This window comes from Nocardiopsis sp. Huas11, from assembly GCF_003634495.1.
Classification (GTDB): domain Bacteria; phylum Actinomycetota; class Actinomycetes; order Streptosporangiales; family Streptosporangiaceae; genus Nocardiopsis.
Genome location: NZ_RBKY01000001.1, coordinates 7031512 through 7053262, shown reverse-complemented (window position 1 = coordinate 7053262; position 21751 = coordinate 7031512). Strand labels below are relative to the sequence as shown.

Annotated in this window: 16 protein-coding genes and 1 tRNA gene; 14 read left to right on the top strand and 3 right to left on the bottom strand. The window is 72.2% G+C overall.

Translation table 11 applies throughout. The features are described from left to right. Positions 1–104 precede the first annotated feature (104 nt). A complete protein-coding gene (locus DFP74_RS31545) occupies positions 105–1184 on the top strand; it encodes an RNA ligase (ATP) (protein ID WP_121187487.1) in 1080 nt (359 codons plus the stop codon). Between the two features lie 184 nt (positions 1185–1368). After that, entirely contained in the window at positions 1369–2796 is a 1428-nt protein-coding gene (locus DFP74_RS31540) for an FAD-binding oxidoreductase (protein ID WP_121188643.1), read from the top strand. A 57-nt stretch (positions 2797–2853) separates the two neighbouring features. On the opposite strand, the gene DFP74_RS31535 is transcribed toward DFP74_RS31540, so the two are convergent. Further along, positions 2854–4752, bottom strand: coding sequence for a DUF2264 domain-containing protein (locus DFP74_RS31535; protein WP_199725834.1), 1899 nt, complete (start codon positions 4750–4752; stop codon positions 2854–2856). Next, complete coding sequence (locus tag DFP74_RS31530; RefSeq protein ID WP_233571250.1) at positions 4749–5852, bottom strand: hydroxyacid dehydrogenase; 1104 nt, start codon at positions 5850–5852, stop codon at positions 4749–4751. Before DFP74_RS31530 ends, DFP74_RS31535 begins: the two co-directional genes overlap by 4 nt. A gap of 144 nt (positions 5853–5996) precedes the next feature. Between DFP74_RS31530 and DFP74_RS31525 the strand changes: the two genes are divergently transcribed. The 4 genes from DFP74_RS31525 (at position 5997) to DFP74_RS31510 (ending at position 10353) form a co-directional block, all read left to right on the top strand. After that, a complete protein-coding gene (locus tag DFP74_RS31525) occupies positions 5997–6908 on the top strand; it encodes a carbohydrate ABC transporter permease (protein WP_121187485.1) in 912 nt (303 codons plus the stop codon). Positions 6909–6913: 5 nt separating this feature from the next. After that, on the top strand, positions 6914–7864 hold the full coding sequence (locus DFP74_RS31520) for a carbohydrate ABC transporter permease (protein ID WP_121187484.1): 951 nt from the start codon (positions 6914–6916) through the stop codon (positions 7862–7864). A 31-nt stretch (positions 7865–7895) separates the two neighbouring features. Continuing rightward, positions 7896–9236: a sugar ABC transporter substrate-binding protein gene (locus tag DFP74_RS31515; protein ID WP_121187482.1), complete on the top strand. Its 1341-nt coding sequence runs from the start codon at positions 7896–7898 to the stop codon at positions 9234–9236. Between the two features lie 73 nt (positions 9237–9309). After that, complete coding sequence (locus DFP74_RS31510) at positions 9310–10353, top strand: LacI family DNA-binding transcriptional regulator (protein WP_121187480.1); 1044 nt, start codon at positions 9310–9312, stop codon at positions 10351–10353. 458 nt (positions 10354–10811) lie between these two features. On the opposite strand, the gene DFP74_RS31505 is transcribed toward DFP74_RS31510, so the two are convergent. Then, a tRNA-Arg gene (locus DFP74_RS31505) sits at positions 10812–10883 on the bottom strand. Positions 10884–11013: 130 nt separating this feature from the next. Here DFP74_RS31505 and DFP74_RS31500 point away from each other — a divergent pair. From DFP74_RS31500 to rho, 8 genes are all read left to right on the top strand, one after another. Further along, on the top strand, positions 11014–11406 hold the full coding sequence (locus DFP74_RS31500) for a response regulator (RefSeq protein WP_121187477.1): 393 nt from the start codon (positions 11014–11016) through the stop codon (positions 11404–11406). Next, positions 11403–12491, top strand: a complete 1089-nt coding sequence (locus DFP74_RS31495) for a DALR anticodon-binding domain-containing protein (RefSeq protein ID WP_121187475.1) — start codon at positions 11403–11405, stop codon at positions 12489–12491. The genes DFP74_RS31500 and DFP74_RS31495 overlap by 4 nt, the downstream gene beginning before the upstream one ends. 69 nt (positions 12492–12560) lie before the next feature. Beyond that, positions 12561–14279, top strand: a complete 1719-nt coding sequence (gene iscB, locus DFP74_RS31490) for an RNA-guided endonuclease IscB (RefSeq protein ID WP_370013455.1) — start codon at positions 12561–12563, stop codon at positions 14277–14279. A 29-nt stretch (positions 14280–14308) separates the two neighbouring features. After that, positions 14309–15694: a diaminopimelate decarboxylase gene (gene lysA / locus DFP74_RS31485; RefSeq protein ID WP_121187473.1), complete on the top strand. Its 1386-nt coding sequence runs from the start codon at positions 14309–14311 to the stop codon at positions 15692–15694. A 66-nt stretch (positions 15695–15760) separates the two neighbouring features. Then, on the top strand, positions 15761–17047 hold the full coding sequence (locus DFP74_RS31480; RefSeq protein WP_121187471.1) for a homoserine dehydrogenase: 1287 nt from the start codon (positions 15761–15763) through the stop codon (positions 17045–17047). Positions 17048–17216: 169 nt separating this feature from the next. Further along, complete coding sequence (gene thrC / locus DFP74_RS31475; RefSeq protein WP_199725978.1) at positions 17217–18275, top strand: threonine synthase; 1059 nt, start codon at positions 17217–17219, stop codon at positions 18273–18275. Positions 18276–18307: 32 nt separating this feature from the next. After that, positions 18308–19246 carry a homoserine kinase gene (gene thrB, locus DFP74_RS31470; protein ID WP_121187466.1) on the top strand — a complete coding sequence of 313 codons (939 nt, stop codon included), beginning with the start codon at positions 18308–18310 and terminating at the stop codon, positions 19244–19246. Between the two features lie 439 nt (positions 19247–19685). Then, positions 19686–21698 (top strand): transcription termination factor Rho, encoded by a 2013-nt coding sequence (rho, locus tag DFP74_RS31465; RefSeq protein WP_121187463.1) that lies wholly within the window; start codon positions 19686–19688, stop codon positions 21696–21698. Positions 21699–21751: the final 53 nt, after the last annotated feature.

Below are 21751 nucleotides of genomic sequence, written 5' to 3'. Positions count from 1 at the left end.
TCCAAAACGGCCCAAAACCCTTTGTGGGGAGGGGAACCGCTCCTCCATAGTGGGGCGTGCCCGGGGCGCCGACCGAAGGCGCCCCCCGCACATGGAGGACCACCATGTCCACCCTCCGGGTCACGGCCGAGCGCCTCACGATCCACCCGCACCCCAACGCCGACGCGCTGGAGCTCGCGCAGGTGGGCCTGTACCGCGCGGTCGTGGCCAAGGGCGCCTACCGCACCGGCGACTGGGCCGTCTACATCCCCGAGAGCGCCCTCCTGCCCGCCGGCCTGGTCGAGGAACTGGGCCTGACGGGCCGGCTGGCCGGGTCCCAGCGCAACCGGGTGCGCGCGATCCGACTGCGCGGGGAGCTCTCCCAGGGCATCGTCTGCCGCCCCGCCCTGCTGGCCGACGCGGACCTGGCGGCGGCCCACACGGCCGGGACCGACTTCGCCGAGGAGCTCGGCGTCACCAAGTGGGTTCCGGAGATCCCGGTCCACATGAGCGGTGACCTCGTTCCCGCGGCCGACCTGCTGCCCTGGATCGACGTGGAGAACGTCAAGCGCTATCCGGACGTCTTCGAGCCCGGCGAGCCCGTCGTGGCCACGGAGAAGATCCACGGCACCGCGTGCCTGTTCACGTTCGTCGCCGAGACCGGTGAGGAGTACTGCTCGTCGAAGGGCTTCGCGTCCAGGCGCCAGGGCCTGGCCCGCACGGAGCAGAACCTCTACTGGCGGGCGGTGACCGCGCACGGTGTGCCCAAGGCCGCGCGCGAGATCGCCGAGCGCTACGGGGCCGCCCGCGTGGGCGTCTTCGGCGAGGTCTTCGGCGCCGGTGTGCAGGACCTGGGCTACGGGGAGACCGGTCGGGGCGAACGGCCCGGCTACGCCGTGTTCGACGTGGCCATGGAGCTCGGCGGCCAACGCGTGTGGGTCGACTCCGCCGAGCTGCACGAACTCCTGGACTCGGTGGGGCTGCCCGCGGTGCCCCGCCTGTTCGAGGGCGGTTACGACGCCGACGCGCTGCTGGCGGCCGCGGGCGGGACCGAGACGTGGAGCGGTCGGTCCGTGCACCTGCGGGAAGGGCTGGTGGTCCGCCCCGCCCGCGAGCGCCACTCGGAGGTGCTCGGCGGCAGGGCCATCGTCAAGGTCGTCTCCGACGACTACCTCACGCGCAAGGGCGGCACCGAGTACGAGTGAGGCCGGGCCCGTGCCCGGCCGCGGGGGCGGGATCGCGCCGGTCGGCGCGGTCCCGCGGCCGGCGCCCTCTCACGCGTGGCCGAATGTGGCCTGGATCACACCACGGTGGCCTCGCGCGCCTACGGTGGAAGCAGTGGGCACCGCCTGTCCCCGGGCGGCGCCGCCCGCTCATGGAGGATGGATGATGAACGCTTCCACGCACACCGGGCACACCGCGCACACCGGGATCGCGCCGACCGAACTGCGGCAGCTGAGGCGCACCTTCCACGGCCGCCTCCTGGGCCCCCAGGACCCCGGCTACGACGAGGGGCGCCGCGTCTGGAACGGGGCCATCGACCGCAGGCCCGCCCTGATCCCCTACTGCACCGACACCGCCGACGTCATCGAGGCGCTGCGCTTCGCCACCGGGCAGGAGATGGAGGTCGCCGTCCGCAGCGGCGGCCACAGCTTCCCCGGCCAGTCGCTGAGCGAGGGCGGCGTCGTGATCGACCTGTCCGGGATGCGGGGGCTGCGCGTGAACCCCGACACCCGGACCGCCCGGGTCCAGGCCGGGGTGCTCCTCGGTGAACTCGACGCCGCCACCCAGATCTTCGGGCTGGCGGTGCCCGCCGGCATCGTCACCCACACCGGGCTGGCCGGGCTGACCCTGGGCGGCGGCATCGGCTGGCTCATGCGCAAGTACGGGCTGACCATCGACCAGCTCACCGCGGTGGAGATGGTGACGGCCGGCGGAGAGGCCGTCCGCGCCGACGCCACGGAGAACGCCGAGCTGTTCTGGGCCGTGCGCGGCGGCGGAGGCAACTTCGGCATCGTCACCGAGTTCGAGTTCCGGCTCAACCCGGTCGGCCCCACCGTGCTGGCCGGCCCCGTGGTGTGGCGGATGGCCGACTCCGCCCGTCTGCTGCGCTTCTACCGGGACTGGATCAGCGAGGCACCCGACGACCTCACCACGGCGATCGTGCACCGCCGCGCCCCGGCGGTGGACTACGTCCCGGCCGAGCTGTGGGGCGCTCCCGTCGTCATGGTCGTGTGCTGCTGGGTGGGACCGATCGATCAGGGCGAGCGCTTCCTCGCGCCCCTGCGCCGGTTCGGCTCACCCGTGCTGGACCTGTGCGCGCCCCAGCCCTTCATCCGGTTCCAGGCCATGTTCGACCCCTCCTTCCCACACGGCCGCTGGTACTACTTCAAGTCCAGGGACGTCGACGTGCTCACCGACGAGGTGATCGACCTGACCGCCGACCGGGCGACCCGCTTCACCTCACCGCTGACCGCCTTCCCGATCTTCCAGCGCGGCGGCGCGCTGGCCCGCGTCGGGGAGGACGAGACCGCGTTCTCCGGGCGCTCGTCGGGCCACACCTTCAACATCAACGCGACCTGTGCGACCGAGGAGGGCTTCGCTCAGGAGCGCGCCTGGGCCCGCGGGTTCTGGTCCGACCTCGCGCCGCACGAGTCCGGTGCCTACGTCAACTTCCTCATGGAGGAGGGAACCGAGCGCGTCCGTGCCGCCTACGGGCAGGCCAAGTACGACCGGCTCGCCGCGATCAAGCGCTCGGTGGACCCGGACAACGTGTTCCACCTCAACCAGAACATCCCGCCCGCTCCGGCCGGGTGAGGGCCGAGGTGACCGAGGGGGCCGCCGCGGGGCGGCCCCTCCCGCGTCGTACCAGGGTCATCCGATCCGGGTCGTGGCTCCATCCGCCCAGGTCACGACGGTTCCCTCGGCGCCGGTCTCGACTCGCGGCCTCGGGGCGTGTCCGTCACCGGACGCGCCGGAGAGCCGGACCAGGCACGCCACGACGGCTCCGGGGGCGGCCGTCACGACGGCCCAGGGCACGGCCGTGACGGGGCCCAGCGGCGCGACCTCCGCCAACTCCTCGACACCGGTCCGCGCCGGACGGTCGGCGGCCAGGACCTCCACCGTCGAGACGAGGGGTCCGCCGGGGAGCACGGGCCAGCCGCCGACGCGCAGCGTCCACCCGCCGTCCGGCGCAGGCTCGGGACCCACACGCACCACGCGCACCTCGTCCGCGCCGCGCACCGCCGACCACACGTCGAGCAGCGGCCCCGGCCGGGTGGCGCCGCCGCGCCCTGACCCGTGGTCGGGGCCCTCGTCCTCCTCGACCGCGACCCAGTGCGCCCGCCAGCGGGAGTGGCCGACCGCGGCCGTGCCGTCGTCGTGCACGCCCATCGCGCGAAACCCGGTGCGGTGGGTCGCCGTGCCCTCGGCGTCCAGGGCCACGACGCTGTTGTCCAGGGGCGAGCCGACGGTCGGCCCCACCAGCGGCGGCGCGGTGGCGGTCGAGTACCCCAGCCGCGCGTAGAGGGGGGAGTCCCCGGTCGGGTGCCCCTCCGTGCCGTGGTCGGTGCCGTGGTTCACCACGCGGACCACACCGTCGGCCGCGGTCCCGCCGACGATCCAGCCGGGCGATCGCACGACCGCGCGAAAGTCGCCCTCCTCGACTGGCAGGGGCCGTTCCCGCTCGGTCCACACCGGATGGTCCTCGGGCAGCACCAGCCCGAAGAAGCCCTTGGCCGCCCAGTAGGGCGACCCGGCGCCGGAGTAGGACTGGCGCATGCCCGGCCACGGCCCGTGCCAGCCCAGTGTCAGCAGGCCGTCGGCGTCCGGGGCGCCGTGGTCGGTGAAGTGCCGCAGCACGCCCGAGGCGGCCCGGCGGAGCAGCCCGGGGGACAGGTCGGTGGCGCCCGACCAGGCCCCGACCCACAGGGGCGCGGCGGCCGCCATCCGGTACGTGAGGCTGCGCCCCTGGAAGAGCGGGCCGCCGTCGGCGCCGATCAGCCGGACGTGGTCCTCCAGGTAGCGCCGCAGGTCCGCCCGCCACCGGTCGCGCAGGTCGGCGGCCGGCGGCTCGGCGGCGAGATCGGACCACACCAGGGGGTAGAAGTGCAGCGCCCAGCCGCAGTAGTGGTCGTAGGCGCGCTCGGGTCCGTCGGAGAGCCAGCCGTCCTCGCGGCGCAGCCCCGCGTGGACCGCCAGGCCGCGGTCGATGTCGGCCGCGGCCCACGGACCGCCGACCGACCGCAGGAACTCCTCGACCACGATCTGGAACCAGACCCAGTTGATCGGCGGATAGGACTCGCCGATCACGGTGGACATCCAGGAGGTCACCCGGCCCTGTTCGGCGGGGGAGAGCCGGTCCCAGAGCCAGGGGCGGGTGAGCATGAGCCCGAGCGCGACTGAGGCGGCCTCGACCTTGGCCTGGTGGAGCTCGTCGGGACGGGGCCAGCGCTCGGGATCGTCGGGGTCGGTCCCGGCCAGCAGCCCGGCCCGGTACCGGTCGAGGAAGCCGTGCGGATCGGCCCCGTCCTGGCCGGAGACGAGGAACGCGGCGAGCAGGAACGTGCGGGCGAAGCCCTCCAGGCCGTCGCTGTCGCGCCCGTAGGCGCTGGTCGGTCCGGGCAGGTCGATGCGGGCCAGGCCGGGGGACAGGTACGGGCGCACCGACAGCAGCAGGTGCTCGGCCACGGCGACCCAGTGCCGCCGGGTCCAGCCGGTGTAGGGGGACAGGTCCCGGTCCTCGGGGGGAAGCCGCAGCTCGGGTGCGTTCACGCCATCACCCCGAACGCGCTCCGGGTGACCTCGTCCAGCGGCGGACGCCCGGACCGGTACCGGTCCAGCTCCTCCAGCGCGGCCAGCGACATCCGCTCGGTCTCCGAGCCCAGCGACCCGGCGACGTGCGGAGTGATGACGACGTTCTCGCAGTCGTAGAGGTCGCTGGTGTCGGGTAGGGGCTCCGGCTCGGTCACGTCCAGGATCGCGTACAGGCGTCCCGTCCGGCACTCGCGTGCGAGCGCGTCGGTGTCGACCAGCCCGCCGCGCGCGGTGTTGAGCAGGGTCGCGCCGTCCGGCAGCAGTGCCAGCGCGGCGGCGTCGATCATGTTCCGGGTGGAGGGCAGCATCGGCGCGTGCAGGCTCAGCACGTCGCACCGGGGGAAGGCCTCCGCCGCCGTGGTCAGCCGGCCGCCCTGGGCGGCGACGTCGTCGGCGTCGGCGTGGGGGTCGACCACCAGGACCTCGATGTCGAACGGCCGCAGCAGTGTGCCCAGCAGCCGCCCGGTCCGCGACCACCCCACCAGGCACACCGTCCGTCCCCGGTTGGACAGGTCCGCGTGGGCGGACGCGTAGGTCCAGTCGGACCGGAATCGGCGGGCCTGGCGCGCCAGGAACGGAACGCGCTTTCCGGCGGCGAGGATCATCGCGAGGGCGTACTCGGCGACGGGGACCGCGTTGGCCGCCGCCGCCGTGGTCACCAGGATGCCCCGATCGAAGGTCTCCAGGGACACGTGGCCGCGCACGCTGCCCGCCGCGTGGATGATCGCCCGCAGGTGCGGCGCGGAGTCCAGGACCCGCCCGGTGACGGGAGGGCAGCCCCACGACGTCAGGAGGACCTCGCAGTCGGCGAGCCCGGCCCGCGCCTCCCCGCTGTCCAGCGTCCGCACCCGCACAGGGTCTCCGAGCTGCGCGTACTCCGTGAGTCGGGCCAGGATCGCCGGGGGGAACTGCAAGCCGTAGGTCCGGTCGTCCATGCACAGCAGCGTCCTGGGACGCCGCTTCGTCCTCGCCTCGGGCGCGTCGCCGCGCCGTTCGTCCGCGTCCTCTCCGACGCCCATCGCACCATCTCCGCTCGCCTGGACCACGCCGTTCCGCACGGGGCCTCCCTGCCTCTTCCTGATGATTTCGCGCCCCGGTCTTGACCGTGGCTTGGGTCACATCTACTTTGGAAAGCGCATTCCGTGTGACCGAGGCTACACCAGGGCGCAGGAGGACCACAGCCCCATGCGAAAGAGGAGCGGATGAGCACAGCCCCACCGGCGGTCGTACGACGGCCGCCCCGGCGCCGGCGCCGCGACTGGACCGGCCTGGTCTTCGTCGCCCCCTTCCTGGTCGTCTTCACCATCGGCATCGTCGCGCCCCTGGTGTACGCGAGCGGGCTGAGCCTGTTCCGGGACCAGCTCATCGGAGGGCGGTCCTTCGTCGGCCTGGGCAACTACGCCGACGCCCTCACCGACGCCAGGTTCCTGGAAGGGCTTTCCCGGGTCGCCCTCTTCCTGGGCGTCCAGGTCCCGATCATGATCGGCCTCGCGCTCCTGGCCGCGCTGATCCTGGACTCCGGGCGGGTGCGCGGCATGCGGTTCATGCGCATCGGCATCTTCATGCCCTACGCCGTCCCCTCCGTCGTCGCCGCCCTGATGTGGGGCTTCATCTACGGGGACCGGTTCGGGCTGGTCGCCCAGTTCAACGAGGCGACCGGACTGGCACTGCCGAGCCCGCTCTCCTCCACCTGGGTGCTCGCCGCCATCGGCAACGTCGTGACCTGGGAGTTCGTCGGCTACAACATGCTGATCCTCTACGCCGCGCTGCGGGCCGTGCCCGAGGAGCTCTACGAGGCCGCCGCCATCGACGGGGCGGGCGAGGCCCGTGTCGCGCTGAGCATCAAGATCCCCGCGCTGCGCCCCGCCCTGTGGGTGGCCACGCTGTTCTCCATCATCGGCAGCTTCCAGCTGTTCAACGAGCCCAACGTGCTCCAGTCCCTGGCGCCCGCCGCCATCAGCACCTACTTCACGCCCAACATGTACGCCTACCAGCTGGCCTTCAACGCCAACCAGGTGACCTACTCCGCCGCCGTGGCCGTCCTGCTCGGCGGGATCACGGTGGTCGTGGCCTACGTCGCCCAGCGGCTGACCGAACGGGGGAACAGGAAGTGAGGTCGATGAGCGCGACCACGGAACCGCAGCGGCCCCCGGTCGCCGGCACCGAGCTCCCACCGGGCGGCGAGCGGCCCTCCGCGCCCGCCCGCACGGGTCGGCGCCGTCGCCGGCGCCGGACCAGCGTCCTGCTCCAGGCCGCGATGGCGCTGATGGTCCTCTACACCCTGCTGCCGCTGTACTGGCTCGCCGTCAACTCGACGAAGACCAACGGCGAGCTGTTCACCTCCAACGGCCTCTGGTTCGGCTCCGAGTTCGCCCTGTGGGACAACATCGTCACCACGGTCACCTACCAGGACGGCATCTACCTGACCTGGCTGTTCAATACGGCCCTGTACTCGATCACCGGTGCCGTGGGCGCCACCCTCATCTGCGCGCTGGGCGGCTACGCCCTGGCCAAGTTCGACTTCCCGGGCAAGCGCGCGGTGCGGGCCGTGGTCTTCGGCGCGATCACCATTCCCGCCACCGCCCTGGCCATCCCCACGTTCCTGCTCTTCGCCGAGATCGGGATCACCGACACCCGGATGGCCATCATCATCCCGGCCCTGGTCAGCCCCTTCGGCCTCTACCTCATGACCGTCTACGCCGCCGACTCCGTCCCGGACTCCCTGTTGGAGGCGGCCCGGATCGACGGCGCGGGCGCCTGGACCACGTTCTGGCGGGTCGCGTTCCGCCTGCTCGCCCCCGGCGTGGCCACCGTCCTGCTCTTCAACCTCGTCCACACCTGGAACAACTACTTCCTCCCGCTGATCATGCTCAGCGATCCCACGCTCTACCCCCTCACCGTCGGGCTGAACCAGCTCAACAACCAGGTGACCACGGGGGCCAACCTCGAACCGGTCTACAACGTGGTCCTGACCGGCTCCCTCCTGGCGATCGTGCCGCTGATCGTCTCCTTCCTCTTCCTCCAGCGCTACTGGCAGTCGGGTCTGGCCGCCGGAAGCGTCAAGCAGTGAGTCCAGTCCGCTCCACGACAAGGGAAGCACCATGCGCACACCCCCCAAGGGCCTGACAGTCCCCGCAGCGGCCTGCTGCGCCGTCCTCCTCGCCACCGGCTGTGGCGGGGGCGGCGCACAGGACGGCGAGGCCGGCTCCACCGACCGCTCCGCCGACATCCAGGCCGCCCTGGAGGAGGGCGGCGAGCTCACCCTGTGGACCTGGAGCACCAAGTTCGACGACGCGGTCGCCGCCTTCGAGGAGGAGCACCCGCAGGTCAGCGTGGAGCTCGTCAACGCCGGGCAGTCCGCCGACCAGTACACCGCGCTGCAGAACGCGATCAGCGCCGGTGAGAACGTGCCCGACCTCGCCATGGTCGAGTACTTCGCCCTGCCCCAGCTCGCGCTCTCCGAGCAGTTGGAGCCCGTGGGCGACTGGGGCCTGGACTCGCTGGAACAGGAGTTCACCGCCTCCTCGTGGGAGCAGATGTCCTACGGCGAGGGCACCTACGGCCTGCCCAACAACACCGGGCCGCTGGTGATGATCTACAACGAGCAGGTGTTCGAGGACGCGGGCGCGGAGGTCCCCGCCACCTGGGACGAGTTCGCCGAGGCCGCGGAGCTGATCCAGGAGGACAGCGGCGCGCACATCGCCTCGATCGACCCCGGCGACGCCGGCGGCGTGGACAGCCTCATCTGGCAGGGCGGCGGACGCCCGTTCCAGTTCGACGGGGAGGCGGGCACGGTCGACTTCACCGACGACGGCACCCAGCGCGTCACCGGGTACTGGAGCGACCTGGTCGAGCGCGACCTCGCCGTCTCCCAGCCCGGCTGGACCGACGAGTGGTGGAGGGCGCTGGGCGACGGCTCCATCGCCACCTGGATCACCGGCGCCTGGGCGCTCGGCAACATCTCCAACACCCTCACCGACAACGCGGGCGACTTCAGGGTCGCGCCCGCCCCCGTGTGGGACGAGTCCGCCCCGGAGAACGCGGAGAACGGCGGATCCGGCTTCTCCGTGGTCAAGGGCTCGGAGAACACCGCCCTCGCCATGGGCTTCCTGGAGTGGTTCTCCACGCACGAGGCGTCCCTGGACGCCCAGGTCGCGGCCGGGTCCTTCCCCGCGCAGACCTCCGTCCTGGAGGACCCCGAGTACCTCGCCACCGAGTACGACTACTTCGACGGACAGCAGGCCAACGAGGTCCTGGTGGCCGCCTCCGACGGGGTCGCGGACGGCTGGCAGTACCTTCCGTACCAGGTGTACGCGAACTCGGTCTTCGGCGACAGCGTCGGTCCGGAGATCGAGGAGGCGGGATCCATCCAGGCCGGTGTGGAGGCCTGGGGCGAGGAGCTGCGGTCCTACGGTGAGTCGCAGGGGTTCCAGGTCGACTGAGGCGGCCCGAGCGGGCGGCGGGGCCACGGCCCCGCCGCCCGCCGTGCCGGCGGTCGGAGCGAAGGGGGAAGAAGTGGGGAAGGGCTCGAACGGCCGGGCGACACTGGCCGACGTCGCGCGGCGGGCCGAGGTGTCCCACGCGACCGCGTCGCGGGCCCTCAACGGCAGCACCCGCAACGTGCGCCCCGAGCTGCGGCAGCGGGTCCTGGCGGCCGCCGCCGAACTCGGCTACGTCGTCAACTCCGCCGCCCAGGCCGTCGCCCGGGGCAGGGGCGAGCACATCGCGCTGGTCGTCAACGGGATCAACGACGACTACTTCTCTCCTGTGGCCTCGGGGGTCCTGCACGCCGCCGAGGCCGACGACCGCATGGTCACCATGATCTCCAGCCGCAACAGCCCCGAGCAGGCCACCCGGGTCGTGGCCTCGCTGCGGGCCCAGCGGCCGCGCGCGATCATCCTGGCGGGCGGGCGCTCGGTGACGGCCGGCGCGTGGGACGCGCGCCTGGTCGAGGAACTGACCCTGTACGAGAACGAGGGCGGCCGGGTCGTGGCCATCAGCGAGGAGGGGCTGCCCTTCGACACCGTCGCCGTGGGCAACCGCGCCGCCGGCGCCGACCTGGCGGCGCAGCTCGCCGACCTCGGCTACCGCGAGTTCACCGTCCTGGCCGGCCCCGCGCAGGCGCGCACCGCCCACGACCGGGTCGCCGGGTTCCGGGCGGCCCTGGCCGAACGCGGGATCGAGGTCGGCGAGAACCGCGTCATCCACTGCGGCTTCAACCGTGACGGAGGCTACGCCGCCGCCGGCGAGTGCCTGCGCCGACGCGCCCCCACCCGCCTGCTCTTCGCCATCAGCGACGCGATCGCCGTCGGCGCCATCGCGCGGCTGCGCGAGGCGGGCGTGGACCTGCCGGGCCGGATGGCCGTCGCCGGGATCGACGACGTCCCCGCGCTGCGGGACGTCTCCCCGGCCCTGACCACGGTCCGCCTGCCCTGGCCCGAGGCCGGGCGCGCGGCCCTGGACCTGGTGGCCGAACCGGTCGACACCGGGCCCCGGGTCGTCCGGCTGCACGGCCACGTGGTCCTGCGGGAGAGCACTCCCGCGCTCGGGCGCCCTTAGACGGGGCCTTCGCGCCTTCCGGTGCACTCCCTCGTCCCTCGGGAGCGCACCTCCAGGCCCTCCAGGCCCTCCAGGACCCGTCGGCGCCCTCGCCGTATCTTTTTGGGCCTCCGCTCGTCCCTCGCTTCGGCCCGGATAGACCCCCTGGAGATCCGCAGGCTGTGCTGCTCACGTGCGACCCCCCGGCGGGGCGGGCCGGGGGTGCGTGTACGCGTTCGACCCCCTGAGGTGCCCCTCACGACTCCCAGTAGTCCAGGCAGGTTGAACGGCCGACCTCTGGCCCCCTGCGGTGCGGATGGAAGTGTGTCCCACGCTGCTGTGTACTGCGCTCGTGCCCACGCCGACGTCCGCCGCCACCCTCAACGAACGCCTACGGGCGTGGTCCTTGGTGGGTCGGGCCGGACATGGCGAAGGGCAGGCGCCCCGACCGTGTCGGTGCCCTGCCCTTCGTCGCGCTGTGCCCCCTGCAGGATTCGAACCTGCGCACCCGGCTCCGGAGGCCGATGCTCTATCCCCTGAGCTAAGGGGGCGCGCTGCGAGAACAACTGTAGCAGGGGCCTCGGGCGGTTCGTCCACTCGTTTGCGGTGTGCCGGGCGCGGCGCACCCGATGCGCCGGTTCCGGTGGTGCGGTGTCGCCGGGCGGGGGTAGTGTCACGCCCGTGAACGCCCTACCCACACGGGTTCTCGTCGTCGAGGACGACGAGGTGATCCGGGAACTGATCCGCCTCAACCTCGAACTGGAGGGGTTCGAGGTCTTCACCGCCGTCGACGGGCAGGACTGCCTCGACCGCGTCGGGTACATCGACCCCCACGTCGTCACGCTCGACGTGATGATGCCGCGCCTGGACGGGTGGACCACGGCCGAGCGCCTGCGCGCCGACCCCCACGCGCCCCGGCGCGTCCTCATCCTGGTCACGGCGCGCGCACAGGAGGAGGACCACCGCCGCGGCGAGGGCATCGGGGTCGACGCCTACCTCACCAAGCCCTTCGACCCCGACGTCCTCATCGACACCATCCGCGAACTCGTCGCCGCCGACGGGAGAACGCGGTGACACCCTGGGACCTGGAGGCCCTCGTCCGCGAGGCCGCCGCCCGCGCGCACGGGCTCGACCCGGCCGAGGTCCCGTTCGTGTGGCCGCGGCACGACCACGCCGGACAGGGGGCCGACGCCGCCACCGCGCTCCCGCCGCGCCTGGTCTCGACCGTGCGGGCCCGCCTGCCCGGCCGCGGCGACCCCCGCCTGCTGGTGTGCGGCCGGATCGCGGCCGAACTGTCCGCCATGCGCGACGAGGGACTGTGCGACTTCGCCCACCTGCTGGGCGACGACCGGGGCTTCCTCAACCTCACCCTCACGGAGGGCCAGCGCCACGCCCTGCTCTCCGCCGCCGCGGCCGACGGCCCCCACTACCTCACCGGGCGCTCCTGGGACGGTGACGGCTCCTGGCCGACCTCCACCCTGCACGAGGCCGGCCCCGTCGCCCAGGCCCGACGGCTGGCCCGGGCCGACGCCCGCGCCCGCATCGCCCTGGCCACGAGTGGCCAGAGGCCGCCCCCCGGCCCCTGCGACGCCGCGTCCGGCTGGCGCGACCCCTACCTGGACGGCGACCCCGGCGATCTGGTCACACCCGCCGGCCGCGCCCTGCGCACCGTCGGCGAGGCGAGTGCCCGGGTGGCGTTCTGCCGTTCGATCCCCGAGCACCCCCGCGAGTCCGAGACGACCGGCGGCGACCTGCCGGTCCTGCCCTCCGAGGGACGTCCCGGCGCCTGGGTGCGGCTCACCGACGCCAATCCCGCCTTCCGGCTGCGCTACGCCCACGCCCACGCCGTCAGCCTGTCGCGCTGGGCCGAGGACGGCGCCATGCCCCACACCGCCTGCGCCGAGCACACCGCCGCGCCGCGCGGACTCCTCTTCGACGGCCCCAGTGTCCTGGACACCGCCGCGCGCCGAGAGGAACCCCATATCCTGGTCAGATACCTGGAAGCGCTGGCCAGTGCCTACGATGAGTGGCGGACCTGTCCGGCCGCCTCCTCATCACCGGAGCGGACCGTCCCGGAGCCGGCGCTACCAGCCGCCGTCGCCGGAGTCCTTCGCACCGGGCTCTTCCTGCTCGGGGTGTCAGCGCCCACAAGGCTGTAGACACACCTGTGCCGAATCTCGGCGCACCGCACCCAACCCCTGAGTTCCGATCGGGTTGGTGGACAATGGGTGCGGGCGCCCGCCGACGCCCACACCGCCGTATCCCAGTCGAAAGCCCGCTGTAAAGGGATCCCGGCCCTGAGGGGCCGAGCTTTCAGCCCCGTGGTTGAGAGCCGCCTTTACCAGACCGAGCCAACACCTTTGAAGGAGGTGACCGAGTTGGCTACGTTCCGCGCAGGACGGAAGACCCACCAGGCCGTGCTTCCTCAGCGGCCAGCTCTGGAATCCGCGTCAGCAGACACCCTTCGGATCAAGGACGAAACGGGGCGCGGACACCACACTCGTGTGGTACCCGGCGCGGAACATGGTCGAGGGGAGATCGGTGCCGCCTCACCTGGCGGTTCCGGCGTCACCCCCGAGCCCTGCGGGGCCGGGGAGTCGGGCCGTGAGGCCCACACCAACCGAACAGTCCACCCCGCAGTTTTCGTCCTCGACAGACACGGCACACCTCTGCAGCCCTGCCCGCCCGCACGGGCCCGCCAACTTCTCGCGAAAGGGCGCGCGGTGGTGCACCGCCACACCCCGTTCGTGATCCGGCTCAAGGACCGCACCGCCGCCGACTCCGAGGTCGATGGGGTCGAGGTCGGCATCGACCCCGGCAGCAAGCACACCGGCATCACCGTGTTCACCGAACAGGTGGGCCGGCGCCGGAGCCGGTACGCGATCCAGCTCGACCACCGCGGCACCCGGATCCGTAAGAACATGGGACAGCGGTCCGGCTACCGGCGGCGCCGCCGAACGGCGAACCTGCGCCACCGCCCGCCCCGCTTCGACAACCGCACCCGCCCCCAGGGGTGGCTCCCCCCGTCCTTGCGCCACCGGGTGGATACCACCGTCTCGTGGGTGGACCGGCTAACCCGGCTCGCTCCCGTGCGGGCGGTGCATGTGGAGCGGGCGGCGTTCGACACCCACGCCCTCAGCGCGGGCCGATCCCTGGAAGGGCTCGAGTACCAGCAGGGCGCGCTGTGCGGGTTCGAGGTGCGCGAGTACCTGCTGGCCAAGTTCGACCGCACCTGCGCCTACTGCGGGGCCACCAACACACCGCTGAACATCGACCACGTCCACCCGCGTTCCTGGGGCGGCTCGGACCGGGTCTCCAACCTGGTGCTGTCCTGCGTGCCCTGCAACCAGGGCAAGGATGACCAGCCCGTTGAGGAGTTCGTGACGAACACGCGCACCCTGGCCCGGATCAAAGCCCAAACCAAGACACCACTGAAGGACGCCGCCGCAGTCCAGTCCACGCGGTGGGCGCTGTGGCGGGCCCTGGACGCCCGTCTGCCCTCCCACGTCGGCTCGGGCGGGCGCACCAAGTGGAACCGCACCCGTAACCACCTGCCCAAGTCCCACACCCTGGACGCGCTCTGTGTCGGCAAGGCCGAGACGGTCACCGAGGTCGTGCACACGGTTCTGGTCGTGGGCTGTGCGGGGCGTGGGTCCTATGCCCGTACCCGCCCCGACAGATACGGGTTCCCCCGCCTGCGGCTGTCGCGTACCAAAGGGTTCTTCGGGTTCGCCACCGGAGACCTGGTCCGCGCCGTCGTCCCAGTCGGGAAGAAGGCCGGGACCCACACCGGCCGGGTCGCGGTGCGCGCCTCGGGCAGCTTCAACATCACCACCGGCCACGGCACCGTCCAGGGCATCGGCCACAGATACCTCCGCCTGCTCCAGCGCGCCGACGGCTATGCCTACACCACCAGGAAGGAGAGAGGCGTCTCCTCCCGGTCCTGAAGGATCGGGTTTCCACGCCCAACGAACAGATGAGCCGCTACGCCCACCCGGCCGGATCCCGCCACGCGGAGGTCCTGCCCGAGGACAACCCGCCACTGCCGCCCGAGGACCTCAACGACCTCGACCCCCGGGTGTGGCCCGCCACGTCCCGCCGCGTCGACGGCGAGCTCACCGTCGGCGGTGTCGGCGTCGCCACCCTCGCCCGGACCTACGGGACCCCCCTCTTCGTCATGGACGAGGAGGACTTCCGCGGCCGGGCCCACGACTTCCGTACGGCCTTCACCGACGCCGACGTCTACTACGCGGGCAAGGCGCTGCTGACCAAGGCCGTGGCCCGCTGGGTGATGGAGGAGGGCCTCAAGCTGGACGTGTGCTCGGGCGGCGAACTGGCCGTCGCCCTGGCCGCCGGGGTCCCCGGCGAGCGCATCGGCATGCACGGCAACAACAAGTCCACCCAGGAGCTGCGCCGCGCCGTCGAGGTGGGCGTGGGCCGCATCATCATCGACTCCTTCGACGAGATCGAGCGGCTGGAGGGCGTCGCGGCCGAACTCGACCGCCGCCCCAAGGTCCTCATCCGCGTCACCACCGGTGTGGAGGCGCACACCCACGAGTTCGTCGCCACCGCGCACGACGACCAGAAGTTCGGCTTCGCGATGAGCACCGGCGCCGCCGCCGAGGCCGTGCGCCGGGTCCTGGCCGCGCCGCACCTGGACCTGGTGGGCCTGCACTCGCACATCGGCTCGCAGATCTTCGACACCTCCGGTTTCGAGGTGGCCGCGCGGCGGGTCTCCCGCTTCCTGGCCGGCGTCCACGAGGACCAGGGCGTCACCCTCGCCGAGCTCGACCTCGGTGGCGGCCTCGGCATCGCCTACACCTCCGGCGACGACCCGCTGGACCCCAAGACGATCGCCCAGAGCCTCACCTCGATCGTGCGCCGCGAGTGCGAGGAGGCGGGCCTTCCCTATCCCCGCGTGGCCGTCGAGCCCGGCCGCGCCGTCGCCGGGCCCGCGGGCATCACCGTCTACGAGGTCGGCACCGTCAAGGACGTCGAGGGCATCCGCACCTACGTCAGCGTCGACGGCGGGATGAGCGACAACATCCGCACCGCCCTGTACGGGTCGGAGTACACCGGACGCCTCGTCTCGCGCGAGAGCGACGCCGGGCCGATGCTCTCGCGCCTGGTCGGCAAGCACTGCGAGAGCGGCGACATCATCGTGCACGACCTGCACCTGCCCGCCGACCTCAGGCCCGGGGACCTCGTGGCCGTCGCCGCGACCGGCGCCTACTGCTACTCCATGGCGAGCAACTACAACCACCTGCCCCGGCCCGCCATGGTCGCGGTCCGCGGCGGTGAGGCACGCGTGATCGTGCGCAGGGAGACCGAGGAGGACCTCCTCCGCCTCGACGTAGGCTGAACCGTCCGCCGCCCGCGGCACCGCCGTGCGGCCGTCGGACACGAGAGAACTGGGAGTCACGCCCAAATGGCGATGAAGGTGGCGCTGCTCGGATGCGGCGTTGTGGGTTCGGAAGTCGTGCGCCTGGTCAACGAGCAGGCCGAGGAACTGGCCGCGCGCGTGGGCACGCCGATCGAGATCGGCGGGATCGCGGTCCGGCGCATGGACCGCGACCGCGGTGTCGATCCGGCGCTGCTGACCACCGACGCCACGGGTCTGGTGACGCGCCCCGACATCGACGTGGTCATCGAGGTGATCGGCGGGATCGAACCCGCGCGCTCGCTGATGCTCTCCGCGATGAAGGCGGGCAAGTCCGTGGTGACCGCCAACAAGGCGCTGCTCGCCGAGGACGGCCAGACGCTGCACGCCGCGGCGCGCGAGGCCGGGGTGGACCTGTACTACGAGGCCGCGGTGGCGGGCGCGATCCCGCTGCTGCGCCCGCTGCGGGACTCCCTGGCCGGGGACCGGGTCGACCGGGTGCTGGGCATCGTCAACGGCACCACGAACTACATCCTGGACCGGATGGACTCCCTGGGCGCCGGCTTCACCGAGTCCCTGGAGGAGGCCCAGGCGCTGGGCTACGCCGAGGCCGACCCGACCGCGGACGTGGAGGGCTTCGACGCCGCGGCCAAGGCCGCGATCCTGGCGCGCCTGGCCTTCCACACCCAGCGGGTCACCGCCGCGGACGTGCACCGCGAGGGCATCACGGGGGTCTCGGCCGCCGACATCGCCAGCGCCCGCGACATGGGCTGCGTCGTCAAACTCCTGGCCATCTGCCAGCGCTCCGAGGACGGGGAGTCCGTGGGCGTGCGGGTCCACCCGGTGATGCTGCCGCTGGAGCACCCGCTGGCCGGGGTCAAGGAGGCCTACAACGCGGTGTTCGTGGAGGCCGAGTCGGCCGGCCGGCTGATGTTCTACGGCGCGGGCGCCGGCGGCACGCCGACCGCCAGCGCGGTCCTGGGCGACCTGGTCGCCGTGGTGCGCAACCGGATCGCCGAGACCTCGGTGGCCGAGGGCGCCCACGACACCGGGCTGCCGGTCCACGACATGGGCCACACCATCACCAGCTACCACGTCTCCCTGGACGTGGCGGACCGTCCCGGTGTGCTGTCCAAGGTCGCCGAGATCTTCGCCGACCACGGCGTGTCCATCAAGAACGTGCGCCAGGAGGGCAGCGGCGACGACGCCCAGCTGGTCCTGGTCAGCCACCCGGCACCGGATTCCGCGCTGCGCAGCACGGTGGAACGGCTGCGCGGCCACGACATGGTCCGCGAGGTCGCCAGCGTGATGCGCGTGGAGACCTTCGCCGACTGAGACCTCGGCCCTCATTCTCATATCCTGAGACTCGGGGGCCGCGATTCGAGATACCCGCCACGGGGTCATAGACTCATGGCAGGTCGGGGCGTCGCCGACGAGGCGGACGCTTTCGACTCCAGCGCGTCAAACGAAGCCGCATCCACCCGAAAAGGACACTGACGTGAGCATGACACGGGCCTGGCGAGGGGTCGTCGAGGAGTACCGAGACCGCCTCCCCGTCAACGAGAACACCCCCGTCGTCACCCTGCAGGAGGGCGGCACGCCCCTGCTGCCGGCCACGCGCGTCTCCGCCCTCACGGGCTGCGAGGTGTTCCTGAAGGTGGAGGGGCTCAACCCCACCGGCTCCTTCAAGGACCGCGGGATGACGATGGCCATCACCAAGGCCGCCGAGGACGGCGCCAAGGCCGTCATCTGCGCCTCCACCGGCAACACGAGCGCCAGCGCCGCGGCCTACGCCATCCGCGCCGGCATGACGTGCGCGGTGCTGGTGCCCCGAGGCAAGATCGCCATGGGCAAGCTCGCCCAGGCGCTCGTGCACGGCGCGCGCCTGCTCCAGGTCGACGGCAACTTCGACGACTGCCTGGAACTGGCCCGCAAGCTCAGCGTCGACTACCCCGTCGCCCTGGTGAACTCGGTCAACCCCTACCGCCTGCAGGGGCAGAAGACCGCGGCCTTCGAGATCGTCGACGCCCTCGGTGACGCCCCCGACGTCCACTGCATCCCCGTGGGCAACGCCGGCAACATCACCGCCTACTGGATGGGCTACGGCGAGTACGCCGACGACGGCCTCGCCACGCGCCGCCCCCGGATGCTCGGCTTCCAGGCCAGCGGCTCGGCGCCGATCGTCGACGGGGCGCCCGTCACCAGCCCGAGCACCATCGCCACGGCGATCCGCATCGGCAACCCCGCCTCCTGGAAGCTCGCCGAGCAGGCGCGCGACGAGTCGGGCGGGCTCATCGACAAGGTCACCGACCGCCAGATCATGTCCGCCTACAAGCTCCTCGCCGCCGAGGAGGGCGTCTTCGTCGAACTGGCCTCCGCGGCCAGCGTCGCCGGACTCCTCCAGGCCGTCGAGGCGGGCCAGGTCGAACGCGGCAGCCGCGTCGTGTGCACCGTGACCGGCAACGGCCTCAAGGACCCCGACTGGGCGCTGGCCGGGGCCTCCTCCGCCACCACCGTCCCCGTCGACGCCCTGGCCGCGGCCAAGGCCCTCGACCTCGTCTGAGGCCCGCTGTGAACCCATCACGACCCACCAGGGTGGTCGTCCGCGCGCCGGCCACCAGCGCCAACCTCGGTCCGGGCTTCGACGCCCTGGGCCTGGCGCTGCGGCTGGACAACGAGTTCGACGTCCGTCTGCGCGAGGACGACGAGCTGCGCGTGGAGGTCGCCGGGGAGGGCGCGGGCGAGGTCCCGCTCGACCGGCGCCACCTCGTGGTGCGCGCGATGCGCGAGACCTTCGAGCGGGCGGGGGAGAAGCTGCCCGGCCTCGACCTCACCTGCGTCAACAACGTGCCGCACGCCCGGGGCCTGGGCTCGTCCTCCTCCGCGATCGTGGGCGGCGTCACCGCCGCCTGCGCCCTGCTGGGGCGGACGGGGCCCGACGGGGGGCCGGACCGGGAGGCGATCTACCAGATCGCCGCGGACATCGAGGGCCACCCCGACAACGTGGCCCCGTGCGTGTTCGGCGGGTACACGGTGGCCTACCGCGACGGCGACCGGTGGGGCGCGGCCGCGCTCACGCCCGACCCGCGCGTGCTGCCGGTGCTGTGCGTGCCCGAGTGGCGGCTGTCCACCGAACGTGCCCGGGGACTGCTCCCCGAGACCGTTCCGCACGCGGACGCGGCCTTCACCGCGGGGCGCGCCGCACTGCTCACCGCGGCCGTTTGTGGCCATGTCGAGGACCTGTACGCGGCCACCGAGGATCGGCTACACGAGTCCTACCGGGCGCCGGCCATGCCCAGGACCCTGGATCTCGTCCATGACCTGCGAGAACTCGAAGGGCTGCCCGCGGTCGTCTCCGGGGCGGGTCCCACGGTGCTGGTGCTGTGCACGGCGCGCGAGGGAATCGCGGGCGAGGAATCGCCGGAAATCGTCCACCAGATTGATTCGATCAGTCGCAGGGCGGGTAATGATTGGGACATACGCCCCCTGCTCGTTGAGCCGGCGGGGGTGCGGACCCCATCTCCCCATTCGTAGCACCTGTGTCGAGGAATAGCCGTGGCCTCTGGTGATGTTAGGCTAGGTGAAGCACCAGATGCCCCGTTGCGGGGCAAGTGCTCATCCGCCACAGCGGCTTCCGCATCCCATACTCCGATGGTCCGTTCTCAGGACCTCTCGGAAGCGGCGGCCACTGTGTCGAGTCAGCGGTTCTCCCGCGACTGTGCCAACGTCTCCCCAGTGCGCTTCTCCCCGGATGAGCGTGCCACCAGGGTCGACGGGCATCACCACCGAGCCATCCGCCCCGACGTCTGGCTGTACCCAGAGCCCGCCGCGATTGGGTAGGGGACCGTCTACCGCCGGTTTCCGACATCCACGTGGGGCACGCCCTACCCGGCTGCCTGCCGGTTCGCACCATCGGGCCGGCCGCTCCAGCAGAAGCTGACGGCCGAAGCCCGCTCCTTGGGAAGGACCCTTAGTGAGCGACACCACCGAACTCCACACGGACGCGGCGGTCGATACCAAAGCCACCCCCGCCGCTTCCGCGGCGGAGGCTGGCGATGCCGCGCCAACTGGTGCGTCGACGCCGGCGCGGTCCCGTGCCGCGTCGCGCGGTACCGGGCTCGCGGCGCTGAAGCTCCCCGAGCTGCAAAAGCTCGCGTCGAGCCTGGGCATCACCGGTACGGGGCGCATGCGCAAGAGCGACGTGATCGCGGCGATCGAGGCCAAGGGGGGAGGCCCCGCCGGGGCTCCGGCCAAGGCCAAATCCCCAAAGAAAGCCGACACGGCGCCCAAGACCGGTAAGGTCGAGGAAACCGACGGCCAGACCGAGGCTCGTACCCCCGACACGTCGGGCACGGACGAAGCGCCGCGCACCAGCGCGGACGAGCGTCCGTCGGACCAGGCCGTGACCGACTCCCAGGGTGCGCGGGGCGACAAGCCGCCCCGCAACCGTCGATCGTCCCGCAGGCGCGGCGACGAGTCCGGCGAGAAGGCCCGATCGGTGGACGGCACCGACTCCTCTACCACCGCGAGCAGCGTGACCAAGACATCCAGCACCCCCCAGAAGAACGGCCCCGACACCTCCGAGGACCGTGACACCAGGTCCGGGCAGGGTCGAGAGCGCCAGCGCAACCGCCGCAACCGCAACCGGGGTGGTGACGACCAGCAAAGCTCCTCCGGCGGCCAGCAGGGCGGCGGCCCGAACCAGGGCCGCGGCGGAGGCGGAGGCGGCCCCAGCGACGATGACGACTTCGGCGGCGGGCGCCGCCGCGGACGCCGCCGCGACCGTCGTGACCGGCGCGGTGGACGGGCAGGCGTCCAGGAGCCGGAGCCGGTGATCGGTGAGGACGACGTCCTCCTGCCGGTCGCGGGCATCCTCGACATCCTGGACAACTACGCCTTCGTGCGCACCACCGGCTACCTCCCCGGGCAGAGCGACGTGTACGTCTCGCTCGCCCAGGTGCGCAAGCACGGCCTGCGCAAGGGCGACCACATCATCGGTGCGGTCCGCCAGCCCAAGGACGGCGAGCGCCGGGAGAAGTTCAACGCCCTGGTGCGGCTGGACTCGGTCAACGGCATGTCGCCGGACCAGGCCAAGGGCCGCCAGGAGTTCTCCAAGCTCGTGCCCCTGTACCCGCAGGAGCGGCTGCGCCTGGAGACCGAGGGCGGCATTCTCACCACCCGCATCATCGACCTCGTCGCGCCCATCGGTAAGGGCCAGCGCGGTCTCATCGTCTCGCCGCCCAAGGCCGGCAAGACGATGGTGATGCAGTCGATCGCCAACGCGATCACCGAGAACAACCCCGAGTGCTACCTGATGGTGATCCTGGTCGACGAACGGCCCGAGGAAGTCACCGACATGCAGCGCACGGTCAAGGGCGAGGTCATCCACTCGACCTTCGACCGTCCGGCCGAGGACCACACGGTCGTCGCCGACCTGGCCATCGAGCGGGCCAAGCGCCTCGTGGAGATGGGCATGGACGTCGTCGTCCTGCTGGACTCGATCACCCGCCTGGGCCGCGCCTACAACCTGGCCGCCCCTGCCAGCGGGCGCATCATGTCCGGTGGTGTGGACTCCACGGCGCTGTACCCGCCCAAGCGCTTCTTCGGCGCCGCCCGCAACATCGAGGGCGGCGGCTCGCTGACCATCCTGGCGACGGCGCTGGTGGAGACCGGCTCGCGCGCCGACGAGGTGATCTTCGAGGAGTTCAAGGGCACCGGCAACATGGAGCTCAAGCTCAACCGGAGCCTGGCCGACAAGCGGATCTTCCCGGCCGTGGACGTGGACGCCTCCAGCACCCGTAAGGAGGAGATCCTGATGTCGCGCGAGGAACTGGCCGTCGTCTGGAAGCTCCGCCGGGTGCTGCACGCCCTGGACACCCAGCAGGCCATCGAGCTGCTCCTGGACAAAATGCGCGAGTCCAAGAGCAACGCCGAGTTCCTGCTGCAGATCCAGCAGACGACCGTCGGGCCCGAGCGCGACCGCTAGCCCGCGGAGTTCGTCGACGGCCCCCTCCCCGCACCGGGGAGGGGGCCGTCGTG

Excerpts from the sequence above, each read along its gene's own strand:
- DFP74_RS31545 (WP_121187487.1), top strand. The coding sequence starts at position 105 with ATGTCCACCCTCCGGGTCACGGCCGAGCGCCTCACGATCCACCCGCAC.
- lysA (WP_121187473.1), top strand. The coding sequence starts at position 14,309 with ATGAGCCGCTACGCCCACCCGGCCGGATCCCGCCACGCGGAGGTCCTG.
- DFP74_RS31540 (WP_121188643.1), top strand. The coding sequence starts at position 1,369 with ATGAACGCTTCCACGCACACCGGGCACACCGCGCACACCGGGATCGCG.
- DFP74_RS31515 (WP_121187482.1), top strand. The coding sequence starts at position 7,896 with ATGCGCACACCCCCCAAGGGCCTGACAGTCCCCGCAGCGGCCTGCTGC.
- DFP74_RS31520 (WP_121187484.1), top strand. The coding sequence starts at position 6,914 with ATGAGCGCGACCACGGAACCGCAGCGGCCCCCGGTCGCCGGCACCGAG.
- DFP74_RS31480 (WP_121187471.1), top strand. The coding sequence starts at position 15,761 with ATGGCGATGAAGGTGGCGCTGCTCGGATGCGGCGTTGTGGGTTCGGAA.
- thrC (WP_199725978.1), top strand. The coding sequence starts at position 17,217 with ATGACACGGGCCTGGCGAGGGGTCGTCGAGGAGTACCGAGACCGCCTC.
- DFP74_RS31525 (WP_121187485.1), top strand. The coding sequence starts at position 5,997 with ATGAGCACAGCCCCACCGGCGGTCGTACGACGGCCGCCCCGGCGCCGG.